At 66.5% G+C, this 20,903-nt stretch carries 20 protein-coding genes; 13 read left to right on the top strand and 7 right to left on the bottom strand.

Annotated features, from left to right (window positions below):
• Positions 1–18: 18 nt before the first annotated feature.
• Together OCK02_RS07755 and OCK02_RS07750 are read right to left on the bottom strand one after the other, a co-directional pair.
• Entirely contained in the window at positions 19–249 is a 231-nt protein-coding gene (locus tag OCK02_RS07755) for a hypothetical protein (protein WP_263812523.1), read from the bottom strand.
• Positions 246–452: a hypothetical protein gene (locus OCK02_RS07750; RefSeq protein WP_230806702.1), complete on the bottom strand. Its 207-nt coding sequence runs from the start codon at positions 450–452 to the stop codon at positions 246–248. The genes OCK02_RS07755 and OCK02_RS07750 overlap by 4 nt, the downstream gene beginning before the upstream one ends.
• Before the next feature lie 643 nt (positions 453–1,095).
• Between OCK02_RS07750 and OCK02_RS07745 the strand changes: the two genes are divergently transcribed.
• The 3 genes from OCK02_RS07745 (at position 1,096) to OCK02_RS07735 (ending at position 2,100) form a co-directional block, all read left to right on the top strand.
• Positions 1,096–1,305, top strand: coding sequence for a cold-shock protein (locus OCK02_RS07745; protein ID WP_112600386.1), 210 nt, complete (start codon positions 1,096–1,098; stop codon positions 1,303–1,305).
• Between the two features lie 292 nt (positions 1,306–1,597).
• Positions 1,598–1,837, top strand: a complete 240-nt coding sequence (rpsU, locus tag OCK02_RS07740; RefSeq protein ID WP_112600385.1) for a 30S ribosomal protein S21 — start codon at positions 1,598–1,600, stop codon at positions 1,835–1,837.
• Positions 1,838–1,893: 56 nt separating this feature from the next.
• Positions 1,894–2,100 carry a hypothetical protein gene (locus OCK02_RS07735; RefSeq protein WP_230806703.1) on the top strand — a complete coding sequence of 69 codons (207 nt, stop codon included), beginning with the start codon at positions 1,894–1,896 and terminating at the stop codon, positions 2,098–2,100.
• 155 nt (positions 2,101–2,255) lie between these two features.
• Here the strand turns inward: OCK02_RS07735 and OCK02_RS07730 are convergent, their stop codons facing one another.
• Together OCK02_RS07730 and OCK02_RS07725 are read right to left on the bottom strand one after the other, a co-directional pair.
• Positions 2,256–2,957, bottom strand: coding sequence for a TenA family protein (locus tag OCK02_RS07730; protein ID WP_263812522.1), 702 nt, complete (start codon positions 2,955–2,957; stop codon positions 2,256–2,258).
• 176 nt (positions 2,958–3,133) lie between these two features.
• Complete coding sequence (locus tag OCK02_RS07725) at positions 3,134–3,514, bottom strand: hypothetical protein (RefSeq protein WP_263812521.1); 381 nt, start codon at positions 3,512–3,514, stop codon at positions 3,134–3,136.
• Between OCK02_RS07725 and OCK02_RS07720 the strand changes: the two genes are divergently transcribed.
• The 5 genes from OCK02_RS07720 (at position 3,507) to OCK02_RS07700 (ending at position 9,358) form a co-directional block, all read left to right on the top strand.
• Positions 3,507–5,444 carry a TonB-dependent siderophore receptor gene (locus OCK02_RS07720; RefSeq protein ID WP_263812520.1) on the top strand — a complete coding sequence of 646 codons (1,938 nt, stop codon included), beginning with the start codon at positions 3,507–3,509 and terminating at the stop codon, positions 5,442–5,444. The genes OCK02_RS07725 and OCK02_RS07720 overlap by 8 nt on opposite strands.
• A gap of 125 nt (positions 5,445–5,569) precedes the next feature.
• Positions 5,570–6,622 carry an ABC transporter substrate-binding protein gene (locus OCK02_RS07715; protein WP_263812519.1) on the top strand — a complete coding sequence of 351 codons (1,053 nt, stop codon included), beginning with the start codon at positions 5,570–5,572 and terminating at the stop codon, positions 6,620–6,622.
• On the top strand, positions 6,619–7,605 hold the full coding sequence (locus OCK02_RS07710; RefSeq protein ID WP_263812518.1) for a FecCD family ABC transporter permease: 987 nt from the start codon (positions 6,619–6,621) through the stop codon (positions 7,603–7,605). The genes OCK02_RS07715 and OCK02_RS07710 overlap by 4 nt, the downstream gene beginning before the upstream one ends.
• Positions 7,602–8,582 carry a FecCD family ABC transporter permease gene (locus OCK02_RS07705; RefSeq protein WP_263812517.1) on the top strand — a complete coding sequence of 327 codons (981 nt, stop codon included), beginning with the start codon at positions 7,602–7,604 and terminating at the stop codon, positions 8,580–8,582. Before OCK02_RS07710 ends, OCK02_RS07705 begins: the two co-directional genes overlap by 4 nt.
• Complete coding sequence (locus OCK02_RS07700; RefSeq protein ID WP_263812516.1) at positions 8,579–9,358, top strand: ABC transporter ATP-binding protein; 780 nt, start codon at positions 8,579–8,581, stop codon at positions 9,356–9,358. Before OCK02_RS07705 ends, OCK02_RS07700 begins: the two co-directional genes overlap by 4 nt.
• Positions 9,359–9,369: 11 nt before the next feature.
• On the opposite strand, the gene OCK02_RS07695 is transcribed toward OCK02_RS07700, so the two are convergent.
• Positions 9,370–11,439, bottom strand: a complete 2,070-nt coding sequence (locus OCK02_RS07695) for an ATP-dependent helicase (RefSeq protein WP_263812515.1) — start codon at positions 11,437–11,439, stop codon at positions 9,370–9,372.
• A gap of 302 nt (positions 11,440–11,741) precedes the next feature.
• Here OCK02_RS07695 and OCK02_RS07690 point away from each other — a divergent pair, with 302 nt between their 5' ends.
• The gene (locus OCK02_RS07690; RefSeq protein WP_263812514.1) at positions 11,742–12,848 is read left to right on the top strand and encodes an efflux RND transporter periplasmic adaptor subunit; all 1,107 of its coding nucleotides are present in this window, start codon (positions 11,742–11,744) and stop codon (positions 12,846–12,848) included.
• Between the two features lie 10 nt (positions 12,849–12,858).
• On the top strand, positions 12,859–15,933 hold the full coding sequence (locus OCK02_RS07685) for an efflux RND transporter permease subunit (RefSeq protein ID WP_263812513.1): 3,075 nt from the start codon (positions 12,859–12,861) through the stop codon (positions 15,931–15,933).
• 7 nt (positions 15,934–15,940) lie between these two features.
• On the opposite strand, the gene otnI is transcribed toward OCK02_RS07685, so the two are convergent.
• Entirely contained in the window at positions 15,941–16,723 is a 783-nt protein-coding gene (otnI, locus tag OCK02_RS07680; protein ID WP_263812512.1) for a 2-oxo-tetronate isomerase, read from the bottom strand.
• 1 nt (position 16,724) lies between these two features.
• Positions 16,725–17,666 (bottom strand): L-threonate dehydrogenase, encoded by a 942-nt coding sequence (gene ltnD / locus OCK02_RS07675; RefSeq protein WP_263812511.1) that lies wholly within the window; start codon positions 17,664–17,666, stop codon positions 16,725–16,727.
• Between the two features lie 116 nt (positions 17,667–17,782).
• Here ltnD and OCK02_RS07670 point away from each other — a divergent pair, with 116 nt between their 5' ends.
• Genes OCK02_RS07670 through otnC form a run of 3 tightly spaced genes read left to right on the top strand, consistent with a single transcriptional unit; the run spans position 17,783 to position 20,710 of the window.
• On the top strand, positions 17,783–18,784 hold the full coding sequence (locus OCK02_RS07670; RefSeq protein WP_263812510.1) for a LacI family DNA-binding transcriptional regulator: 1,002 nt from the start codon (positions 17,783–17,785) through the stop codon (positions 18,782–18,784).
• A 22-nt stretch (positions 18,785–18,806) separates the two neighbouring features.
• Positions 18,807–20,072, top strand: a complete 1,266-nt coding sequence (gene otnK / locus OCK02_RS07665) for a 3-oxo-tetronate kinase (protein ID WP_263812509.1) — start codon at positions 18,807–18,809, stop codon at positions 20,070–20,072.
• Positions 20,069–20,710, top strand: a complete 642-nt coding sequence (gene otnC, locus OCK02_RS07660; RefSeq protein ID WP_263812508.1) for a 3-oxo-tetronate 4-phosphate decarboxylase — start codon at positions 20,069–20,071, stop codon at positions 20,708–20,710. The genes otnK and otnC overlap by 4 nt, the downstream gene beginning before the upstream one ends.
• Positions 20,711–20,903 lie beyond the last annotated feature (193 nt).

The raw sequence follows: 20,903 nt of genomic DNA, 5'->3' as shown, positions 1-20,903 counted from the left end.
CCCCTCCCGGCAATGCGCTCAGTGCTTGCCGGGCAGGCCCTGGATCGCATAGCGGTGCAGGCGCGACGGGCTTGCGGCGGTGTCCCTGCTCAAGGCCGGTGCCGGATTGCCGGCGTCCGGCCCGGGCGATTTCAGGGCAACCGGCGATCTCTGCCGCTCGGCGCGGTCAGGGCCGGTGTCGAACACGGTCCATGGTCCGTCCGGCTCGCGCCTTTGCCCGTGAGGCGTGGGCCGTGCCACGGCGGTCATTTGGGCTGTTCCGGCATGGTCAGGGTCAGGAAGCGGCGGAGAACGGACCGGGACGCGTCGTGCAGGGGACCGGCGAGCGGCTTCAGGTTGGCCGTCGTGTAGCCGGCGTTGTGAAGCATGTCCTTCAGGACGCGTGCGCTGATCTCGCCGGGAACGGGCTTGTCGCCCGTGCGGAACTCGATGTGATGGACATTGGAAGACATTGCGCCCTCCCTTTCAAATGGGGGGAAACACCGCGTTTCCGCAGCGACGCCCGAAATCCTTGTTGCTGAGGGCGCAACAGTGCGCCCACGCGCCCCCCTTGGCAAGCGAACAATTAAGGTCAATGCGAGGCAGGGGGAGGGCCATTCCGCCACCGTCGAACCGGCGGACTTGTTTTGAACACAATGGCCACCTATATGCCTGTCATCGGCATTGCTGATGAGCGCTGGAATGCATCTGTCGCTCGCAATAGCCGTAGTCGCCGCCTGCCTTTGACCACGGATGTACTGGCACTGGAAGATAGGCGACCATAGGAAGGTCGGTGCGGTTTCGCCCCGACCTTTTTTATTGGCGGTTTCCGTTCGAACAGGCGAATGTCGTCGCAAGATCTTTTGCCCGGCGCGAGAATATTCTCGGTTGCATGGGTCCGGATCTGCGCAGTCGACATCGAGTGTCCGGGACAAGCGGCGGGAAAATAAAACGTTTCTGCCCTTGTTTTGAACTGGTATTCCGCTATCTTATGCTTATCGAACCTTGCTAGCGACTCTTGTCCGCGGCCGAACGGCGCTTTCAGATATCCCTTCATCGTCGATAATTCAGATCGGTCATCGTGACCGGGCCCACAAGCGATTGAAAGGAATCGTTATGAACACTGGAACCGTAAAGTGGTTCAACAGCACCAAGGGTTTTGGCTTCATCCAGCCGGATAACGGCAGCCAGGACGTCTTCGTGCACATTTCCGCCGTCGAGCGTGCCGGCATGCGTGGCCTGACCGAAGGTCAGAAGATCAGCTACGACATCGTGCAGGACAAGCGTTCGGGCAAGAGCTCGGCCGACAACCTGCAGGCCGCCTAACGCGCTTCATTGCCCCCGTGACCACGGATGTACTGGCACGCCGGCGGCAATGCTAAGGAAGGTCGGGAGCAGTCCCGACCTTTTGTTTTTCGATCATCATGAGGCGCCGTCTCCGGTGCGGCATGTCCAGACATGCCTGATCGCGCAGGTTCTGCCAGCCGATGTCGCGGGAGGGTTCGTCTCCTGGCCGCGAAAACGGCCACCGGTCGCCCCTGCGGAAAGATCCTCCCCGGGGCAATCCGTCCGCAATCAGGATCAGGAAACGGCAGCACTGGCTGCGTAAGGAGATACTTTGCAGGTACTCGTCAGGGACAACAACGTCGAGCAGGCGCTTCGCGTACTGAAGAAGAAGATGCAGCGCGAAGGCCTCTTCAGGGAAATGCGGACACGCAGCGCCTATGAGAAGCCCTCGGAAAAGCGCGCGCGCGAGAAGGCCGATGCGATCCGCCGGTCCCGCAAGCTGGCGCGCAAGAAGGCACAGCGCGAAGGTCTTCTGCCCGCTCCGAAGAAGAAGGTCGCCCGTACTCGCTAGCGGCCGAACACAATGCAGCCCTCGTGGCTGCATTCTTTTTTGTCGAGGAGAACGGCATGACCGTCACCAAGGAAGACCTCTTCAAGCCCGGGCAGAAGATGTCGGCGCAGGCCAAGGCCGACCAGACCAATGCGACCGCGAGAGAGATCCTTGCGGCGGAAACCGTCGCGCGGGAAAAGAAAACCGAAAAGCTGCGGGCGCTTCGTCTGGCGCAGTCCGCCTCCGAGGCCCCGGTTGCCCCCAAGAAGGGCCGGCGCAAGTAGCTTCCGAAGCCTCCCCGCCTGTTTCGCAGGACGCGCCGGACCGGTCCTTGCGTCCTTCATGCCGGCGATTGCCGGCCTCGCCATGCGTCCCGCGCACGACAGGGACCAGAGCGCTCTCCCGCCAATGAGGCTGGCTCCTTGCCAGCGTTCCCGTGTCAGGCCAGTTGCCGGATGTCGCGACCGCCGACCAGCCGCATCGGCGATCTCTCGGGACAGAGATAGGGTGCGTCGTGATAGGCGATCGCGAGCGCCTGCGTCGTGCCGAAGATCGCGCTCAGACGCTTCCGTTCGGGGGCGTCCAGAATCTTGCCCAGGCGGTCCAGTTCCCCCTTCAGCCAGTGGGCCCGGGCGGCGAACTCGTCGCTTGCGTGCAGGCCGACCCATTCCTTCAGCAGCGGATCGCTGATCATTCCTGCCGCCGCCACCTTCGACCAGGTCCAGCACATCCAGTCGGTTGCGAACATGGCGGCGATCGTGCCGTGATAGCCCCCGTCGCGGGCGATCGCGAGCAGGCCGTCGCGGAAATCGCCCACTTCGTGAATGTCGGTGTCGTAGGCGTCCGGGTCGATGCCGCGGGCCGCAAATGCCTTTTCGAAATAGGCCATCTTCCGGTTGGCGAGGGCATCGAGCACGCCGATCAGCCATCGCTTCTGCACGATTGTCTCGGCGCGGGCAGTGGCAAAGGAACAGATCGAGATCGTCGTGTCGGCGAAGGCGCGCTCGAAGACGAGGTAACGCTCGAAGACAGGCTTCGGCAGACGGTCCGCCTTGACGTCGGCAACGAAGCGGTGGCCGGCCATCTTGTCGAAGATGAGCCTGTTTTGCCGCAAGATCTGTTCAGAGAGTGTTTCCCACATATTGCTTTCCCAGGGCCGGAAGGGCGGTTGCAAAGAACGTCTGCAACGCCGGTGTGGTCGCCCGGGTTCCACTGCTTGCCGCCTTTTTCTTGCGCGGTGAGACCGTGCTCTGATGTTCGGCGGCGCAGCCGTCCACAACCTTTCCTGTCGGTCAGGGCGATGTGTCGCAGGGAAAATTATGTCGGATGATTGACTTGAAACTTTGTTATGCCTAATACCTGAGAAAAATTGTCATCAATCTTTTCCCTGCCGAAAAATGCTATTTCTATCAGTATTTTAGCAGGGAATTGATTGCTCATATCCGTCAGTGAAAGGAATTGCGCCATGGTGCTTCGATCGACCACTCCTGTCTCCCCGGACAAAGGCGCATCGAAGCGAAAGCCAGGCGGAAAACGGCATATCTGGGTCGCGCTGCTGTCGAGTTCGGCGCTTCTGGCGCCGCTTCCGGCCATCGCGCAATCCGCCGGTGATGCAGGCTCCAGCACCACGCTTGAGACGATCACGGTCGAGGGTGGCGGGCAGACGGCCATCGGGCCGGATACTTCGATCGTGGCCAAGGACACCTCGACGGGCAGCAAGACCGATACGCCGCTTCTGGACCTGCCGGGTTCGGTATCCGTCGTGACCGAACAGGAAATGCGCGAACGGGGCGTCCAGACGCTCGATCAGGCCCTTTCCTACACGGCGGGCGTTTCCACCGATATCTACGGCTCCGACGACCGCTACGACTTCTACCTGATCCGCGGCTTCTACAGCGGCGGCAGCAAGTATCGCGACGGCCTGCCGATCCGCACCCAGAACTTCACCACCAGCCGACTGGAGCCTTACGGCATGCAGCGGATCGAGGTGCTGAAGGGATCCACCTCGTCCCTGTTCGGCCTGAACGGCCCCGGCGGCATCGTCAACGCGATCACCAAGCGGCCGCAGGCCGGCACGTTCGGCGAAGTCTATACGACGCTCGGCGACGACCATGTCGAGACCGGCACCGACTTCGGCGGCGTGCTCGACGAGAACGGCGACTGGAGCTATCGCCTGACCGCGAAATGGCAGGACGGCAACAACGGCGCCGACTTCACCGACGACGACCGCCTCTACATCGCGCCCGCGCTGACCTGGAATCCGACGGATGCCACCACGTTCACGATCCTGACCGACTACAACAAGCGCGACGGAAGCCCCGGAACCTCGATCCCGCTGGGGTCGGGCCTGGACACGAAGACCTTCCTGGGCGAGCCCGATTTCAACAACATGGACACGATCGAGCGGAATATCGGCTACTCGTTCGAACATGACTTCGGCAACGGCCTGCAGTTCCGCCAGGTGGCCCGCCATACCAATCTCGACCTGGACTACGAAACGGTCTACGGCGCATCGGCCGATCCGTCCGCGCGGCGTACCGCCTTTGCCGTTTACGGCGAACTCGAAAGTTTCGCGATCGACAACCAGCTGCAATATGATGCCAGCTTCGGCCTGTTCGACAGCCGCACGCTGCTCGGTCTGGAATATACGCGAACGACAACGGACGAGACGCGCTATGACGGCACTGCCGATGGCATCGACATCTACAATCCCAGTTTCTGCGGCGTCGAATGCATTACCTGGGCGTCGGTCTCCAATTCCGACTTCGGGATGACCACGAAGTCGGTCTATCTTCAGGAGGAACTGACCTTCGACGACCGCTGGATCCTGACGCTCGGTGGTCGCTATGACCACGTGGACTCGTCCACCGGGTCGAGCGCCGGCTCCTACAGCGCCACGGACGAAGCCTTCACCAAGCGCGTCGGCCTTACCTACAAGGCGACGAGCGAAATCTCGCTTTATGCCAACTACTCTGAATCCTTCGAGCCCGTCGGCGCCAATCGCACCTCCTTCACCAGCCCGCCGCAGCCGCAGGAAGGCGAACAGTACGAGGTTGGCGTGAAGTATGCGCCGACGGCCGTCGACGCTCTGTTCACGCTGGCCTTCTTCGATCTCACCCAGAACAACGTCGCGCAGTGGAATGCGACCTACACCGAGCAGATCCAGATCGGCCAGGTCAACGTCCGCGGCGTCGAACTGGAGGGCAAGGTCGCGGTGACGGACAGAACCAACCTGACGCTCGCCTATTCCTACTGGGATCCGAAGATCGAGAAGGACCTCAACCCGGCACTGGTTGGCAATCAGCCGGAGCGCGTGCCCAACCATCTCGCCTCGATCTGGGCCGACTACACGATCCCGGGCAACGGCACGATCGGCGACGTGACCCTCGGCCTCGGCGCGCGTTTCGTCGGCAAGACCTATGGCGACATCGCCAACACGACCGAACTGGCGTCGCGCACGGTCTTCGATGCGGCGCTCAACTACAAGGTGACGGAGAACGCGTCGCTCCAGGTCAACGCGACCAACCTGTTCGACAAGGAATACGTCACCCATGTCGACACCTGGAGCAACAGCGCCTGGTATGGCGATCGCCGCACGGTGACGGCGACGCTGCGCTATACGTGGTAAGGGAAGCCTTGACCGGGGCAGGCCTGCGCGCCTGCTCTACCGGATATCGATCCTGCCGGCCCTCGGGGCCGGCAGATGCATTCGGCGGACCGGCAGAAGCGGGCCGCCGCGACGAAGGAAACGAGATGGAAGATGCAGCCGACAGCGAACAGGGCCGGTCCGGTGGTCTGACGGGTCTCCCGCGTCGCCGGTTCCTGACCGGCATGGCCGCGGGCGCGTTCCTTTCGGGAACCGGCGGCGCACGGGCCCTTGCCGCCGCCGAGGACCTGCATTTCGTTCACGCCTTCGGCGAGACCACGCTGCCGAAACCGGCAGAGAGGGTCGTTTCGCTCGGCTATACGACGCAGGACCCGTTGCTGGCCCTGGGCGTGCGCCCGGTCGCGATCCGGCAGTGGTTCGGCAGTTTTCCCCACGGTGTCTGGCCGTGGGCGCAGCCGCTACTGGGGGATGCACAGCCCACGATGATCTCCGGCGAGGTCTCGATGGAGGTCGTCGCGGCCCTCGCGCCCGACCTGATCGTCGGCATCGGTTCGGGCATCTCGGAGGCGGAGTATACGGTGCTGTCGCAGATCGCGCCGGTGCTGATGCAGCCGGTCGGCCTGCCGGCCTATGGCATGGCGTGGGACGAGCTGACACGAATGCTCGGTCGCGCCGTGGGCCGGAGCGCGCGCGCGGAGGAGGCGGTTGCCGCGTCCCGGAGGAGGTTTGCCGACGCGCGGGCGCGCCATCCCGGATGGGACGGGCAGACCGCCGTCTGCGCCTACAACTACGGCGGCGAGACCGGGGCGTTCACCGGCTTCGACACGCGCGCGAGCTTCCTTGCCGAACTCGGCTTCCGTCCGCCGCCTTCGCTCATCGAGCTCGCGGACCCGAACGTCTTCTATACGCCGCTCTCGCCCGAGGACCTGTCGCCGCTCGATGCGGACCTGCTGGTCTGGATTTCGTCCTCGGACGTCGTTTCCGATATCGTCGCGCTGCCGATGCGGCGCACGCTGCAGGCGCACAAGGAGGGGCGCGAGGTGCTGGCCGGGGCGCTCGTGGCCGGTGCCTTGTCATTCGGCAGCGTACTGTCGCTGCCGTTCGCGCTGGAACAGCTCGAAGCCGACATCGCGCTGGCGCTCGACGCAGATCCGGCGACCGTGGTGACGTCGGCCGCCGCGGCGGGGCTCGCGCCGTGAGAGCGATCGCCGGCGTCGTTCTGCTGCTCGTAGCGGCAGGAGCCCTGACGCTTGGCGTCGGCGTGCGCCCTGCCACGTTCACCGAGATCTGGCAGGCGCTGACCGCCTTCGATCCGTCCGATCCGGTCCATGTCGCCGTCGGATCGATCCGGCTGCCGCGGCTCCTGGCCGGGATCATCGCCGGGGCAGGCCTCGGCATGGCCGGCACGGTGATGCAGGCGCTGACGCGCAATCCGCTCGCCGATCCGGGGCTGCTCGGCGTGAATTCCGGGGCCGCCTTCGCGATCGTGTTCGGGGCGCTGCTCTTCGGCCGTTCGGATGCGGGGCTGATGGCGGCGCTGGCCTTTCCGGGCGCAGCACTCGCCGCCATGGCCGTCTTCGCGCTCGGCGGCGGCCTGCGGGGAGACGCCGGCCCCGTGCGCCTGACGCTTTCGGGCACGGCCATCAACGCGCTGCTGCTGTCGCTGGTCTCGGCGATCGTGCTCGTCCGTGGCGAGACGCTCGAGATCCTGCGGTTCTGGGTCGTCGGTTCGCTGTCGCAGGCCGGCGCCCGGCCGCTGGCGGCCATGGGCCTGGCGGTGGTCCTCGGGACGGCGCTCGCGATGGCCATCGCCCCGCGGCTGGAGGCGCTCTCGCTCGGGGCAGCGCTTGCCCGCGGGCTGGGGACGCGTCTCGGCCGGGTCCAGTTCGGCTCGCTTGTCGCCGTGACGCTGATGACGGGGGCGGCGGTGGCGGTGGCGGGGCCGATCGTGTTCGTCGGCCTGATCGTGCCGCCGATCGCGCGCCGCATCGGCGGCCATGTGCTGCGGGTGGAATTGCTGCTGTCCGCCCTGCTCGGTGCGACGCTGCTGCTTCTCGCGGACACGGCCGGACGGCTCGTGCTGGCGCCGGCGGAGATCCGCGTCGGCATCATGACCGCCCTGATCGGCGCGCCGGTGTTCGTCCTGATCGCGCGCCGCCTGCGGCCGGGAGCTTCGGCATGAGGGGGGGAAGGCTCGTTCTCGGCACGGTGCTCGTGTCCGCCGTCCTCCTCTCACTCATGGTCGGGCAGGTGATGCTGACGCCCGCCGATCTCTGGGCAGGGCTGTGGGGCGGAACGGGACCGGGCGCGCTGACGATGCGCGTGCTGCGCGGCCCGAGCACGCTGACTGCGCTCGGGCTCGGCGCCGTGCTCGGCATCTCCGGCGCCATCTTCCAGATCCTCCTGCGCAACCCGCTGGCCGCGCCCGACGTGATGGGGTTCACCTCCAGCGCCGGGCTGGCGGTGCTCGTCGGCGTCACCGCGGGCCTCACGGTGCCGATGCCGCTCCTTTCGGCGGCGGGCGGCCTTGCCGCGGCGGTGATCGTCGCGGCGCTCTCGATGCGCCGCGACGGATCGCTGGCGACGCTCACACTCATCCTGGTCGGCATCGGTGTCGCCTTCTTTGCCTCCGCCGCCGGCAGCTTCCTGATGACGCGACTGCCGCCGGAGCAGGCGGCCGAGGCGCAGCGCTGGTTGACCGGTTCTCTCGCCGCCCGCAACTGGGGCCATGCCGCGCAGGTCCTCGGGCTCGGCGCGCTGCTGTCGCTTGCGCTGGCGCTGCAGGTCAGGAACCTGGCGCTCTTGGAACTGGGCGATGAGCTTGCAGCCGGGCTCGGCCTCCGGGTCGACCGGGCAAGGCGGCGGCTGGCGGCCACCGGGGTGCTGTTTGCCGCGGCCGGCGTCGCCGTGGCCGGGCCGGTGCCCTTCGTCGCCCTGATGGCGGCGCCGCTCGGCGCCCGGCTGACCGGCGCGCGGAGCCCGACGGCGCGCATCCTTGCCGCCGCCGCCGCGGGTGCGGCGATCACGGTGCTGGCGGACCTCGCCGCACGGTCGCTCATCCCCGGGCTGCAACTCCCCGTCGGCGTCATGACGGGCATCTTCGGCGCCCCCTACCTGCTGTGGCTGCTGGCACGTGAAATGGAGGCTGGAGAGCTTTGACCGGCATCGAACTCAAAACCGAGGCGCTGACGCTGGGCTACGGCGAGCGCATCGTCATCCGCGACCTCTCGCTCGTCTTTTCCGAAGGGCGGATGACGACCATCCTCGGGCCGAACGGCTGCGGCAAGTCCACTCTGCTGCGGGCACTGGCGCGGCTGGTGCGGCCGCAAATGGGCAGCGTGACGCTCGGCGGCGAGGACGTCTTCGCAACGGACACGCGGGCACTGGCGCGCCGGCTGGCGATCCTGCCGCAGGCCCCGCGCGCGCCGGAAGGGATCACGGTCGCCGATCTGGTCAGGCGCGGGCGAACGCCGTGGCGCGGACTGCTCGCTCCGTGGAGCAAGGCCGATGCCGACGCGTGCGCGATGGCGCTCGAGGCCGTCGGCCTCACGGACCAGACGGAGCGGCCGCTGGACGAGCTTTCCGGGGGGCAGCGCCAGCGGGCCTGGATCGCGCTGGTGCTCGCCCAGAACACACCCTGCCTGCTCCTCGACGAGCCGACGACATGGCTGGACCTGAGCCACCAGATCGAGGTGCTGAGCCTTTTGCGGGAGCGTAACCGCCGGCACGGCGCCACCGTGGTCACGGTCCTGCACGACCTCAATCTCGCCGCGCGCTTCTCCGATCATCTGGTGCTGCTCGGGCCCGCCGGGCTGGTTTCGACCGGGACGCCGCGGGAGGTTCTGACGGAGGATAACCTGAAGACGGCCTTCGGCCTCTCGGCCCTGGTCATGCCCGATCCCGTCACCGGCGCGCCGATGGCCGTGCCGCGATAGGCGCCCGGCAGCTACTTCCACATGGAGCGCATGCGGGCGCCGACGTCGATGCGGACCGCCCTCGCGCTTCGTTCGCCTGCGGCATGGGCGACAACCGGCCAGGTGGCCGTCTCGAAGAACTGCAGCAACGTGGCCGGGATGAAGCGCGTGCGCGCGGCATAGACATGGCGGTCGCCCTGGGCATGCTGGCCGCCGGTGAAGAAGCGCTGCGGCGTGACCAGCGTCAGGTTGTCCCTGGCCCGCGTCATGCCGACATAGAGCAGACGGCGCTCCTCTTCGATCTCGTGCGTGGTGCCGACGCCGAGATCGGAGGGAATGCAGCCGTCGACGACGTTGAGCATGAACACCGCGCGCCACTCCTGGCCCTTGGCGGAATGGATCGTCGACAGGATCAGGTAGTCCTCGTCCAGCAACGGCACGCCCGCCTGGTCGCTGGTCGCGTCGGGCGGATCGAGCGTTAGTTCGGTCAGGAAGCGCTCGCGGCTCGGATAGCCCGAGGCGATCTGCTCCAGTTGCAGGAGGTCCGCCTTTCGCGTCTCCGCGTCCTCGTGGACGCGCTCGAGATGCGGCTCGTACCAGGTGCGCGCCTGGGCAAGGTCCGACGGCCAGTCGCCGCCCGACCGCCTGAGCCCGACCATGAGCTCGATGAAGGCTGTCCACGCCTCGCCGGTCTTGGGCGGCGGCGGGATTTCCGCCAGGGCGACCAGCGGTTCCGGATCGGCCGCGATCGTGTCCAGCATCCTGCCTGCGGTCTGCGGGCCGATGCCGGGCAGCATCTGCAGCAGCCGGAAGCCGGCGACCCGGTCGAGCGGGTTCTGCGCGAACCGGAGCACGGCCAGCATGTCCTTGACATGGGCCGCGTCGAGGAATTTCAGGCCGCCGAACTTCACGAACGGAATGTTGCGCCGGGTGAGTTCCACTTCCAGCGGGCCGCTGTGGCTGGAGGTGCGGAACAGCACGGCCTGCTGCTTCAGCGCCATGCCCGCTTCGCGGTTGGCCAGCACCTGGTCGACGATGCAGTTCGCCTGGTCGTTCTCGTCCTTCACCGTCACGAGCCTCGGACGCTCGGCGCTTTCGCGCTCGGTCCACAGGTTCTTGGTGAAGCGTTCGCGGGCGAGGTCGATCACCGCATTGGCGGCGGCCAGGATCGGCTGGGTCGAGCGATAGTTGCGGTCCAGGGTGATGATGTCGGCTTGCGGCGTGAACTGCCGGGGAAAATCGAGGATGTTGCGCACCGTCGCCGCCCGGAACGAATAGATCGACTGCGCGTCGTCGCCGACCACGGTCAGCCCGCGGCCGCCGGGCCTCAGCGCCATCAGCACCGACGACTGCAGCTTGTTGGTGTCCTGGTATTCGTCGACGAGCACATGGTCGAAGCGGTTGCCGATGTCGTCGGCGAGGTCCGGATCGCCGACCATCTGCGCCCAGTAGAGAAGCAGGTCGTCGTAGTCGAGGACGTTTTGCGCCTGCTTTGCCTCGACGTAACCCGCAAAGAGCTCCTTCAACTGCTCCTCCCAGCCGCCGACCCAGGGATACCAGTTGCGCAGCACCTCGTTCAGTGGCGTCTCGGAATTGACCGTGCGCGAATAGATCGAAAGGCAGGTACCCTTGGTCGGAAACCGGCTCTCGGTCTTCGAGAAGCCGAGCTCGTGGCGGACGAGGTTCATCAGGTCGGCGGAATCCTCGCGGTCGTGGATGGTGAAATCGACGTTGAGGCCGATCTGTTCGGCATAGATGCGCAGGAGCCGCGCGCCGATGCCGTGGAAGGTTCCGGCCCAGGTGAGCGCATCGGTCATCAGCGCGGCGTTGGCGCCCAGCACGGTGCGGCAGATGCGCTCGACGCGCCGCGACATTTCCGAGGCGGCGCGGCGCGAGAACGTCATCAGCAGGATCCGGCGCGGGTCGGCGCCGTTGACGATCAGGTGGGCGACCCGGTGAGCCAGCGTATTGGTCTTGCCCGAGCCGGCGCCGGCGATGATCAGGAGCGGCCCGCCCAGGCCACAACCCGCCGGCCCGACCCCATGCTCCACCGCCAGTCTCTGCCGGTCGTTGAGTTTTTCGAGATAGGCGGGGGCGGTCATGCCGGATTCCATCTTGCGTGCGATTCGAGGCGACCATAGCAGCTTGCGAACATATCCGGAACTTTCGTCGCTGCGGCCACTGGTTCGACGGGTTTTCACGCCTTCGGCTCCGAAGCAGGGGCGGCTGCGGCGCGAGGGTGGCGGAAATCGGGTGCGTGGGTCGGAAGCCCTGATCCGCAGGGCGTTGCGGATAACGATAATGTGAGGGCTGGTGACCTACATTACAGATTTTTCATTTTTGTTCCGCGCGGCGTTCCGCAATGATGCTGTTTGGTGCGATGCAGCAAAAAACGAGGAATTTCATGCGGGTGTTGGCGGTGATCCTGGCCGTTGTCTTTGCCGGTGCGGCGGGGGCGGCGGCGGTCCAGTGGCGGTGGATCGATCTCGGTGCGCTCTCGCAGGTCGCTGCCGCGACGGCAAGCGAGCCGGCGCGGCAGCGTTCCGGCCCTTCGAGCTTCCCCGTCGAGGTCGCCGACGCCGAGGAAATGTCGACGACAGCCGACATCAGCGCCATCGGCACGCTGCAATCCGACGAATCGGTGCAACTGGCGCCGGAAGTCGCCGGCCGGATCGAGGCGATCCGCTTCGACGAGGGCCAGCCGGTCAAGGCGGGTGCGGTGCTGGTCAGTCTCGACAATGCGCTGGCCAAGGCGGAGGAGGAAGAGGTCAGGGTTCGCCTCGACCTCGCCAACACCAACTATGAGCGGGCCCAGCGCATGTCGGCAAACGGCACGGGTACGACGCGGGATCTCGATTCGGCCATTGCCGAGCGCAACACCGCGACCGCCCTTCTCAATTCGCAACGCGTGCAGCTTTCCAAGCACGACATCGTCGCTCCCTTCGACGGCGTCGTCGGCCTGCGCAGCGTCTCGACCGGAAGCTATGTCGGCATCGGCACCGCGCTGGTCAATCTGGAGAAGATCGACGTCCTGAAGGTCGACTTCAAGATCCCCGAGGCAAACCTGCAGAAGGTGAAGATCGGCCAGACCCTCGAGGTCACCGTCGATGCCCTTCCCGGCCGGACGTTCCCGGGCACGGTCTATGCGATCGATCCGATGCTCGACGTCAACGGCCGCGCCATCAGCATCCGCGCACGCCTGCCGAATGCGGACCTGGCACTGCGGCCCGGCCTGTTCGCGCGCATCACCGTCCGGGGCCTGGAGGAGCGCAAGGTCGTCACAGTTCCGGAATCCGCCATCGTGGCACGCGGCCAGGAGCGCTTCGTGTGGAGCGTCGTCGACGGCAAGGCGCAGGAAAACCGCGTCACCGTCGGCGGGCGCAAGATCGGGTTCGCCGAAGTGGAAGGGCTGACCGCGGGCACGGTCGTGGTCACGGCGGGGCAGGCGCGCCTGCGCGACGGCGCGAGCGTCGAGATCGTCGGCAACGAGACCGCGCAGGTCCAGGGCTAAGGGGGCGCAGATGGGCATTTCCGAACTCTGCATCCGGCGGCCGGTCTTCGCCACCGTCCTCAGCCTCCTGATGCTGCTGATCGGCGTCGTTTCCTATGAGCGCCTGGCGGTTCGCGAATATCCGAGCATCGACGAGCCGGTCGTTTCCGTCGTCACCTCCTATCCCGGCGCCTCGGCGAGCATCATCGAAAGCCAGGTGACGCAGGTCCTGGAAGGATCGATCGCCGGTATCGCCGGCATCGACGTGCTGGAATCGACGAGCCGAGCCGAATCGAGCCGGATCACCGTCCGCTTCCGCCTCGAGGTCGATCCGGACGTGGCCGCCAGCGACGTGCGCGACCGGGTGAGCCGCGTGCGCCGGCAGTTGCCGGACGAGATCACCGAGCCGGTCATCTCGAAGGTGGAGGCCGACGCGCAACCCGTGGTGTTCGTCGTCTTCCGCAGCGACCGGCTGAACCCGCTCGACCTGACGGACTATGTCGACCGCAACATCGTCGACCGGTTCAAGAACGTGAACGGCGTCGCCGACGTGCAGATCTATGGCGAGCGCCGCTATGCCATGCGCATCTGGATCGACCGGGAGCGCCTCGCCTCGCTCGGGCTGACCGTGCAGGACGTGGAGGACGCGCTCGAGGCGCAGAACGTCGAGATCCCGGCCGGGCGGCTGGAAAGTGCGGATCGCGAGTTCACGGTGCTGTCCAAGACCTCGCTCAGCAATGTCGAGCAGTTCGAGAGGATCGTCGTCAAGCGCGGCGAGGGCGTGCTGGTGCGGCTCGGCGAAGTGGCGCGCGTGGAGCTCGGCGCGGCAGACGAGCGGCGGGCCGGCCGCTTCAACGGCGAGAGCGCCATCGTCGTCGGCGTCATCAAGCAGGCCGTGGCCAATCCGCTCGACGTCTCGGCCGGCGTGCAGGCGATCCTGCCCGACATCAACGCCAATCTTCCGGAGGGCATGACCGGCGCCGTCGGCAACGACAATTCGGTCTTCATCGACGAGGCGATCAGCGCCGTCTACCACACGATCGTTGAAGCGATCGTGCTGGTGCTGATCGTGATCGTGCTCTTCCTCAGATCCGCGCGCGCGTCGATCATCCCGATCGTCACCATCCCGATCTCGCTGATCGCGACCTGCGCCATCATGTATGCGCTCGGCTTCAGCGTGAACACGCTGACGCTGCTGGCCATGGTGCTGGCGATCGGCCTCGTCGTGGACGACGCCATCGTGGTGCTGGAGAACATCTTCCGGCACATCGAGAACGGCATGAAGCCCGTGCCGGCGGCGATCAAGGGAACGCGCGAGATCGGCTTCGCCGTCATCGCCATGACGCTGACGCTGGCTGCCGTCTATGCGCCGGTCGCCTTCGCCGCCGGCCGCACCGGGCGGCTGTTCCTCGAATTCTCGCTGACGCTGGCCGGCGCGGTCCTGGTGTCGGGATTCGTGGCCCTGACGCTGACGCCGATGATGTGCTCGAAGCTGCTCAGGCACCAGGAGAAGCCGGGGCGCGTCTCGGCCTTCATCGAGCGCGGCCTGACCGGGCTCGAAAGCGGATACCGCCGCCTGCTGTCGGCGTCGCTGCGGATCCGGCCTGTCGTTGCCGTGCTGGCGGCCGTCGTCGCGTTCGGCAGCGTCTACTTCTACCTGCAGCTGCCCCAGGAACTGGCGCCCGTGGAGGACCGCGGCGTGATCCGGGTCATGGGCACGGCGCCCGAAGGCTCGACGCTCGCCTATACCGAGCGCTATTCCCGGCAGGTCGAGGAGTTGCTCAAGCCGATCAGCGAAGTCGGCAGCATCCAGACCATCAACGGCATGCCGGAGGTCAACCGCTTCCTGGTCATGGGACGGTTGAAGGCCTGGGACGAGCGCGGCCGCTCGCAGCAGGAACTGGTGGCCGAGTTGCTGCCCAAGCTTCGCCGCATCGCCGGCGTGAACGCCTTCGCCAGCAATCCACCGTCGCTCGGCACTTCGAACAATGCGCGTCCGATCGAATTCGTGCTGCAGAGCTCGGGCACTTATGAAGAGCTCGACCGGCTGAGCAAGTCCTTCCTCGAGCAACTGTCCGAATATCCCGGCGTCACCAACGTCGATACCGACCTGAAGCTGAACAAGCCCGAGATGACGATCGAGATCGATCGCGACAAGGCCTCCGACATGGGCATCGACGTCGCCGTCGTCGGCCGGACGCTGGAGACGCTGCTCGGCAGCCGGCAGGTCACCCGCTTCGAGATCGACGGCGAACAATATGACGTCTACGTGCAGCTGGCCGCGGCCGACCGCGCCTCACCGTCGACGCTGTCGACGATCTTCCTGCGGTCCGCCAGCGGCGAGATGGTGCAGCTGGCAAACGTCGTGAAGGTGACCGAGACGGTGGCGCCGCAGGAACTCAAGCGCTTCAACCAGATGCGTTCGGTGACGGTCTCGGCCAATCTCGCGCCGGGCTATTCGACCGGGGAAGTGCTCGCCCGGATGAACAGCATCGCCGACCAGATCCTGCCCGAGAACGTCCAGACGGACGTCTCCGGCCCAAGCCGCGAATTCCTCGCTTCCGGCCAGAGCCTTGCGGTCGTCTTCGTCCTGGCGCTCGGCTTCATCTACCTCGTTCTCGCCGCCCAGTTCGAAAGCTTCCGCGATCCGCTGATCATCATGATCTCGGTGCCGCTGTCGATGACCGGGGCGCTGGCGGCGCTCTACTTCACGGGCGGTTCGCTGAACGTCTATTCGCAGATCGGTCTGGTGACGCTGGTGGGCCTGATCACCAAGCACGGCATCCTGATCGTGGAGTTCGCCAACCAGCAGCAGGAGGCGGGAGAGGAGCGGCTGGCGGCCGTCATCGATTCCGCCGTGCTCCGCCTGCGGCCGATCCTGATGACGACCGGCGCTATGGTGCTGGGCGCGGTGCCGCTGGCGCTCGCCGCGGGCGCCGGTGCGGAGAGCCGCCAGCAGATCGGCTGGGTCATCGTCGGCGGCATGTCGTTCGGCACGCTGCTCACGCTCTTCGTCGTGCCGATGGTCTATTCCGTGTTCGGGCGCAGGATCGAGGCCGAGGAAGCGCCGGCGAACGTCGAATACCTGCCCGCGGCGGCGGAGTAGACACGGCTCAGCTGCTGCCCCCGCCGAGAGCCTTCAGCCAGCCGAGGCCATCCACCGTGGCCGCCTTCGGGCGATATTCGCAGCCGACGAAGCCGGCATAGCCGAGCGCGTCGATCTCGGCAAAGATCCGGGCGTCGTCCAGTTCGCCGGTGCCCGGCTCGTTGCGCAACGGCACGGCCGCCGTCTGGATATGGCCGATATGCGGCATCATCGCGCGCAGCGCCATGGTCACGTCGCCATGCAGGATCTGGCGATGGTAGATATCAAACTGCAACCGGACATGGGGCAGGCCGAGTTCGCGGATAAAACCGAGCGCACGGTCGAAGTCGTTGAGGAAATAGCCCGGCATGTCGCGGCCGTTGATGGGTTCGATCACGAGCCCGATGCCCGCTTCCCCGGTCCGCTCCGCGGCGTATCGCAGCGAATTGCGATAGCACCGGACCGCTTCCGGATCGCGGGCATCGGCGAGCCCTGCCATCATGTGCAGCAGCGGCGTGCCGATGACCCTGGCGTAGCGGATGGCTGTATCGACCGAGGCGCGGAATTCCTGGGCGAGGTCCGGCAGGGCGGCCAGCCCGCGGTCGCCGTCCGACCAGTTGCCGGGCGGCATGTTGAAGAGCGCCTGTTCCAGCCCGGCAGCCTCCAGCCGTCCGGCCACGGTGTCCGCCGGATAGTCATAGGGGAACAGGTATTCCACGGCCTTAAAGCCGGCATCGGCTGCTGCCTGGAAGCGGTCCAGGAAGGCATGCTCGTTGAACATCATGGTGAGGTTGGCGGCGAAACGCGGCATGTCAGGTGTCCTGTCCTGTGTCCGTCCCGGGATCCCGGCCGGTGCCCGGCAGGTCGACGCCGGCGATCCTTGCGAGAAGGCGTGCGACGGAACTGTCGTCGTCGCGCCCCATGCCGGCGGCCTCGGTCATGATGAAGAGCTGGAGCGCCGCGCTTGCGATCGGCAGCGGGAACTTCTGCCGCCGGCCGATATCGGAGACGATGCCGAGATCCTTGGTGAAGATGGATACGGCGCTGTGGGGCGTGTAGTCGCCGGCAAGCACGTGCGGAATGCGGTTTTCGAACATCCAGCTGTTGCCGGCCGATTTCGTGATCACTTCGAAGACGCGGGAAATGTCGAGATCGAGGCTGCTTGCGAAGGTGATCGCCTCGCAGGCGGCGGCGATATGGACGCCGGCGAGCAACTGGTTGACGATCTTGAAGGACGAGCCGATGCCGGGCTGGTCTCCCAGCTCATAGACGGTGGCGGCCATGGCATCGAGCGCCGGTCTTGCGGCGGCGAAGGCTTCGGGCGCGCCGGAGGCCATGAAGGTGAGTTCGCCGCTATTGGCCTTGACCGAGCCGCCGCTGATCGGGCCATCGACATAGTGGAGGCCGCGTTCGCCCGCGCGCCTTGCGAAGTCCTTCGCCTCGGTCGGTGCGATGGTGGCGCAGGATATGATCGCCGATCCGGGTTTCAGCGCATCGACGACGCCGCCGTCGCCGAACAGGACGGTTTCGGTCTGGGCGGCGTTGACCACCACGACCACGGCAATGTCCGCCGAGGCGCCGGCATCGGCCGGACTGGCGCAGGCCCTGCCACCGGCGTCCCGGAGGGCTGCGAGTGCGGCGGAGCTGACGTCGAAGCCGTGCACTTCGTGGCCGCCGCGCAGGAGCGAGCGGGCCATTCCGAGCCCCATCGAGCCCAGGCCGATCACGGCAACGGCGGCGCGGCGACTGGACATGGATTTCCCTCCCTCTGGATAAATCTCAGCGCTAACACTTTTACAAACCATATCCTCTAGCCAGGTTCAAGAGTTTATGTTAGCGCTGAGATAATTTCGGGGAGGATGGTCCGACGATGCAACGGGAAGCGCCCACTCTGGCGCATGTGGCGCGGCTGGCGGCGGTGAGCGAGAACACCGTCTCGCGCGTCATCCGCAACAAGGGGCCGATTGCCGAGGAGACGCGAAAGCGGGTCATCGCGGCGATCGACAGCCTCGGCTATGTGCCGAACCGCGCTGCCGGCTCGCTGGCCTCGTCGTCCTCGCTCATCATCGGCGTGCTTCTGCCGTCGCTGTCGAACATCGTGTTTCCCGAGGTGCTGCACGGCATACATGCGGCCCTTGCCGACACGTCCTATCAGGCGATGATCGGCGTGACGGACTATGACCTCCTGCAGGAGCAGAAGCTGCTGACCTCGCTGCTCGCCTGGCAGCCTGCCGCGATCGTCACCACCGGCTTCGACCATACGGACACGAGCCGAAGGATGCTCGAGCAGAGCGGGATCCGGATCGCCGAACTGATGGACATCGACGACCGGCCGATCGATATCGCCGTCGGGCTTTCCCATCGCCGTGCAGGCCGGGAGAGCGCGCGCCATCTCGTCGGCCGCGGCTATCGGCGCATCGGCTATGTCGGCCACGACTGGAGCGCCGACCGGCGTGCCCATTTTCGCTACGAGGGTTTGCGGCAGGGCCTGCAGGAGGCCGGATTGTCGCTTGCCGCCGAGTTCCGTTTCGAGGGCGCAAGCTCGACGATGGCGGGACGCGAGGCGCTGGCGCAGCTGCTCCGGGGCGGCCATGGCGTCGATGCCGTGGTGTTTTCGAACGACGACATGGCGGTCGGCGGCTTCATGCACTGCCTCGGCGCCGGGCTGGCGATCCCCGAACGGCTGGCGCTCTTCGGCTTCAACGGGCTCGACATCGGCCAGGCGCTGCCGCGGCCGCTGTCGACGATCCGTTCCAACCGGTTTCTGATCGGGCGGACGGCCGTGGAGAAACTGCTGGAGGCGCGGTCGCGACCGACGGAGCCGCAGATCATCGATACCGGTTTCGAGATCGTCGAAGGTGCGACGGCATGAACGAATTTTCAGGAGGAATACCATGCTTCTAGGGGCGATAGCCGATGATCTGACGGGGGCGACCGATCTTGCCCTGACGCTTGCGCGCGAGGGGATGCGGACGGTCCAGACGGTCGGCGTACCGCCGGAGGGCTTCGACTTCACGGGCATCGATGCCGTGGTCGTGGCGCTGAAATCCCGGACCATTCCGGCCGCGGATGCGGTCGTGCTCTCGCTCGAGGCCCTTTCATGCCTCGTCGGCGCCGGTGCCCGCCAGATCATCTTCAAATATTGCTCGACCTTCGATTCGACGCCTGCCGGCAATATCGGGCCGGTGACGGAGGCGCTGGTCGAAGCGCTCGGCGAGGATCTGACGATCGTCTGCCCGGCCTTTCCGACGAACGGACGCACGATCTATCGCGGGCATCTGTTCGTGGGCGACCAGCTCCTGTCGGAGAGCCCGATGAAGGACCACCCGCTCACGCCGATGACCGATTCCAGCGTCGTCCGGCTGATGCAGGCGCAGACGCGCCTCGCCGTCGGCCTTGTGACACGCGACACGGTGGCCAAGGGGCCGGCGGCGGTGCGGGACGCCTTCGCCAGGGCGCGGTCAGACGGCCAGGCCGTGGTCGTGGTCGATGCGATCGCCGACGACGATCTGCGCGTGATCGGCGAGGCGGCCGCAGACCTGAAGCTCATCACCGGCGGTTCGGGCATCGCGCTCGGCCTGCCGGAGAACTTCCGCCGCAACGGTCTGCTCGATCACGGCGCCGGCTCCCGCTGGTTCGAGGCGCCGGGCGGTCGCGCGGTCATGCTGGCGGGCTCCTGCTCGGCTGCGACGCGCGGCCAGATCGAGGCTGCCATCGCGGCGGGCACGCCGTCGTTCAGGATCGATCCGCTTGCGATCGCCGACGGCAGCGTCTCGCCGCAGGAGATCGTGGACCGGCTGGTGGCGGAAACCGACCGTGTGCCGCTCGTCTATTCCAGTGCCGAGCCGGACCGCGTCCGTGCGGCACAGGCAAGACTCGGCCGCGAGCGCGCCGGTGAAGTGGTGGAGCATTTTCTCGCAGACGTCGCCGTCTCCCTGCGCGACCGCGGGTTTTCCCGCTTCCTCGTGGCCGGCGGAGAGACGTCGGGCGCCGTCGTCGGCGCGCTCGGCGTTTCCGCGCTTCTGATCGGCCCGGAGATCGATCCCGGCGTGCCGTGGACCCACAGCCTCGGCGACGAACGGCCGGTGGCGCTGGCGCTGAAGTCGGGCAATTTCGGCGGCGTCGATTTCTTCTCGAAGGCCTGGAAGGTGCTGGCATGACGACGATCCTGTCGGAGGAGACGCGCCTGCGCGACGAGATCGCGACGGTCGGCAGGTCGCTGTTCGACCGGCTCTTCACCTTCGGCTCGACCGGCAACATCAGCGCACGGCTTTCGAGCGGCGAGGTGCTGATGACGCCGACGAATGCCTCGCTGGGCACGCTCGACCCGGGGCGGCTTTCGAAGTTCTCGGCGGAGGGCGTTCACCTGTCGGGCGACAAGCCGACCAAGGAGGCGTTCCTGCATCAGTGCATGTACTGCGAGCGGGGGGAGGCCGGCGCCGTCGTGCACCTGCATTCTACGCATGCGGTCGCCGTCAGCATCATCGAGGGGCTGGACGAGGCCGACCTGCTTCCGCCGCTGACGGCCTACTACGCCATGCGCGTGGGCCGGCTGCCGCTCGTTCCCTACTATCCCCCGGGCGATGCCGCGCTTGCCGGGGCAGTGGCGGAGAAGGCGCGCGAAAGCCATGCGGTGCTGCTTGCCAACCACGGTCCGGTGGTGGCCGGCGCGACGCTGCGCGAGGCGCAATATGCCACCGAAGAACTGGAGGAGACTGCCAAGCTTTTTCTGATGCTGCGGGGCGAGCGCATCCGGCCGCTGACGGCCGAGCAGCGCGACGCGCTGGCACGGAAGTGAGGCAGGCCGTGCCTTCGATCGCCCGGTCGCCGGCAACGGCCGGCCACGCGCGCGGCAGCCTCTATCGCGGCGCACAATCAGACTGGCGTTATTTGGTGCGTCGCCGCGACGAAGTTGGATTGACTAGTCATACTTTTGACCGTTCAATCGCAACTGATCTGGTGGACCAACCAGTAGTCAGTTATCAGCGGGT

Source organism: Rhizobium sp. TRM96647, assembly GCF_025780115.1.
GTDB lineage: Bacteria > Pseudomonadota > Alphaproteobacteria > Rhizobiales > Rhizobiaceae > Mycoplana.
The sequence above is the reverse complement of the archived record's forward strand: the minus strand, read 5'-3'. Positions and strand labels throughout refer to the sequence as shown.

Excerpts from the sequence above, each read along its gene's own strand:
- OCK02_RS07755 (WP_263812523.1), bottom strand. The coding sequence starts at position 249 with ATGACCGCCGTGGCACGGCCCACGCCTCACGGGCAAAGGCGCGAGCCG.
- OCK02_RS07750 (WP_230806702.1), bottom strand. The coding sequence starts at position 452 with ATGTCTTCCAATGTCCATCACATCGAGTTCCGCACGGGCGACAAGCCC.
- OCK02_RS07745 (WP_112600386.1), top strand. The coding sequence starts at position 1,096 with ATGAACACTGGAACCGTAAAGTGGTTCAACAGCACCAAGGGTTTTGGC.
- OCK02_RS07735 (WP_230806703.1), top strand. The coding sequence starts at position 1,894 with ATGACCGTCACCAAGGAAGACCTCTTCAAGCCCGGGCAGAAGATGTCG.
- OCK02_RS07730 (WP_263812522.1), bottom strand. The coding sequence starts at position 2,957 with ATGTGGGAAACACTCTCTGAACAGATCTTGCGGCAAAACAGGCTCATC.
- OCK02_RS07715 (WP_263812519.1), top strand. The coding sequence starts at position 5,570 with ATGGAAGATGCAGCCGACAGCGAACAGGGCCGGTCCGGTGGTCTGACG.
- OCK02_RS07705 (WP_263812517.1), top strand. The coding sequence starts at position 7,602 with ATGAGGGGGGGAAGGCTCGTTCTCGGCACGGTGCTCGTGTCCGCCGTC.
- OCK02_RS07695 (WP_263812515.1), bottom strand. The coding sequence starts at position 11,439 with ATGACCGCCCCCGCCTATCTCGAAAAACTCAACGACCGGCAGAGACTG.
- OCK02_RS07690 (WP_263812514.1), top strand. The coding sequence starts at position 11,742 with ATGCGGGTGTTGGCGGTGATCCTGGCCGTTGTCTTTGCCGGTGCGGCG.
- OCK02_RS07685 (WP_263812513.1), top strand. The coding sequence starts at position 12,859 with ATGGGCATTTCCGAACTCTGCATCCGGCGGCCGGTCTTCGCCACCGTC.
- otnI (WP_263812512.1), bottom strand. The coding sequence starts at position 16,723 with ATGCCGCGTTTCGCCGCCAACCTCACCATGATGTTCAACGAGCATGCC.
- ltnD (WP_263812511.1), bottom strand. The coding sequence starts at position 17,666 with ATGTCCAGTCGCCGCGCCGCCGTTGCCGTGATCGGCCTGGGCTCGATG.
- OCK02_RS07670 (WP_263812510.1), top strand. The coding sequence starts at position 17,783 with ATGCAACGGGAAGCGCCCACTCTGGCGCATGTGGCGCGGCTGGCGGCG.
- otnK (WP_263812509.1), top strand. The coding sequence starts at position 18,807 with ATGCTTCTAGGGGCGATAGCCGATGATCTGACGGGGGCGACCGATCTT.
- otnC (WP_263812508.1), top strand. The coding sequence starts at position 20,069 with ATGACGACGATCCTGTCGGAGGAGACGCGCCTGCGCGACGAGATCGCG.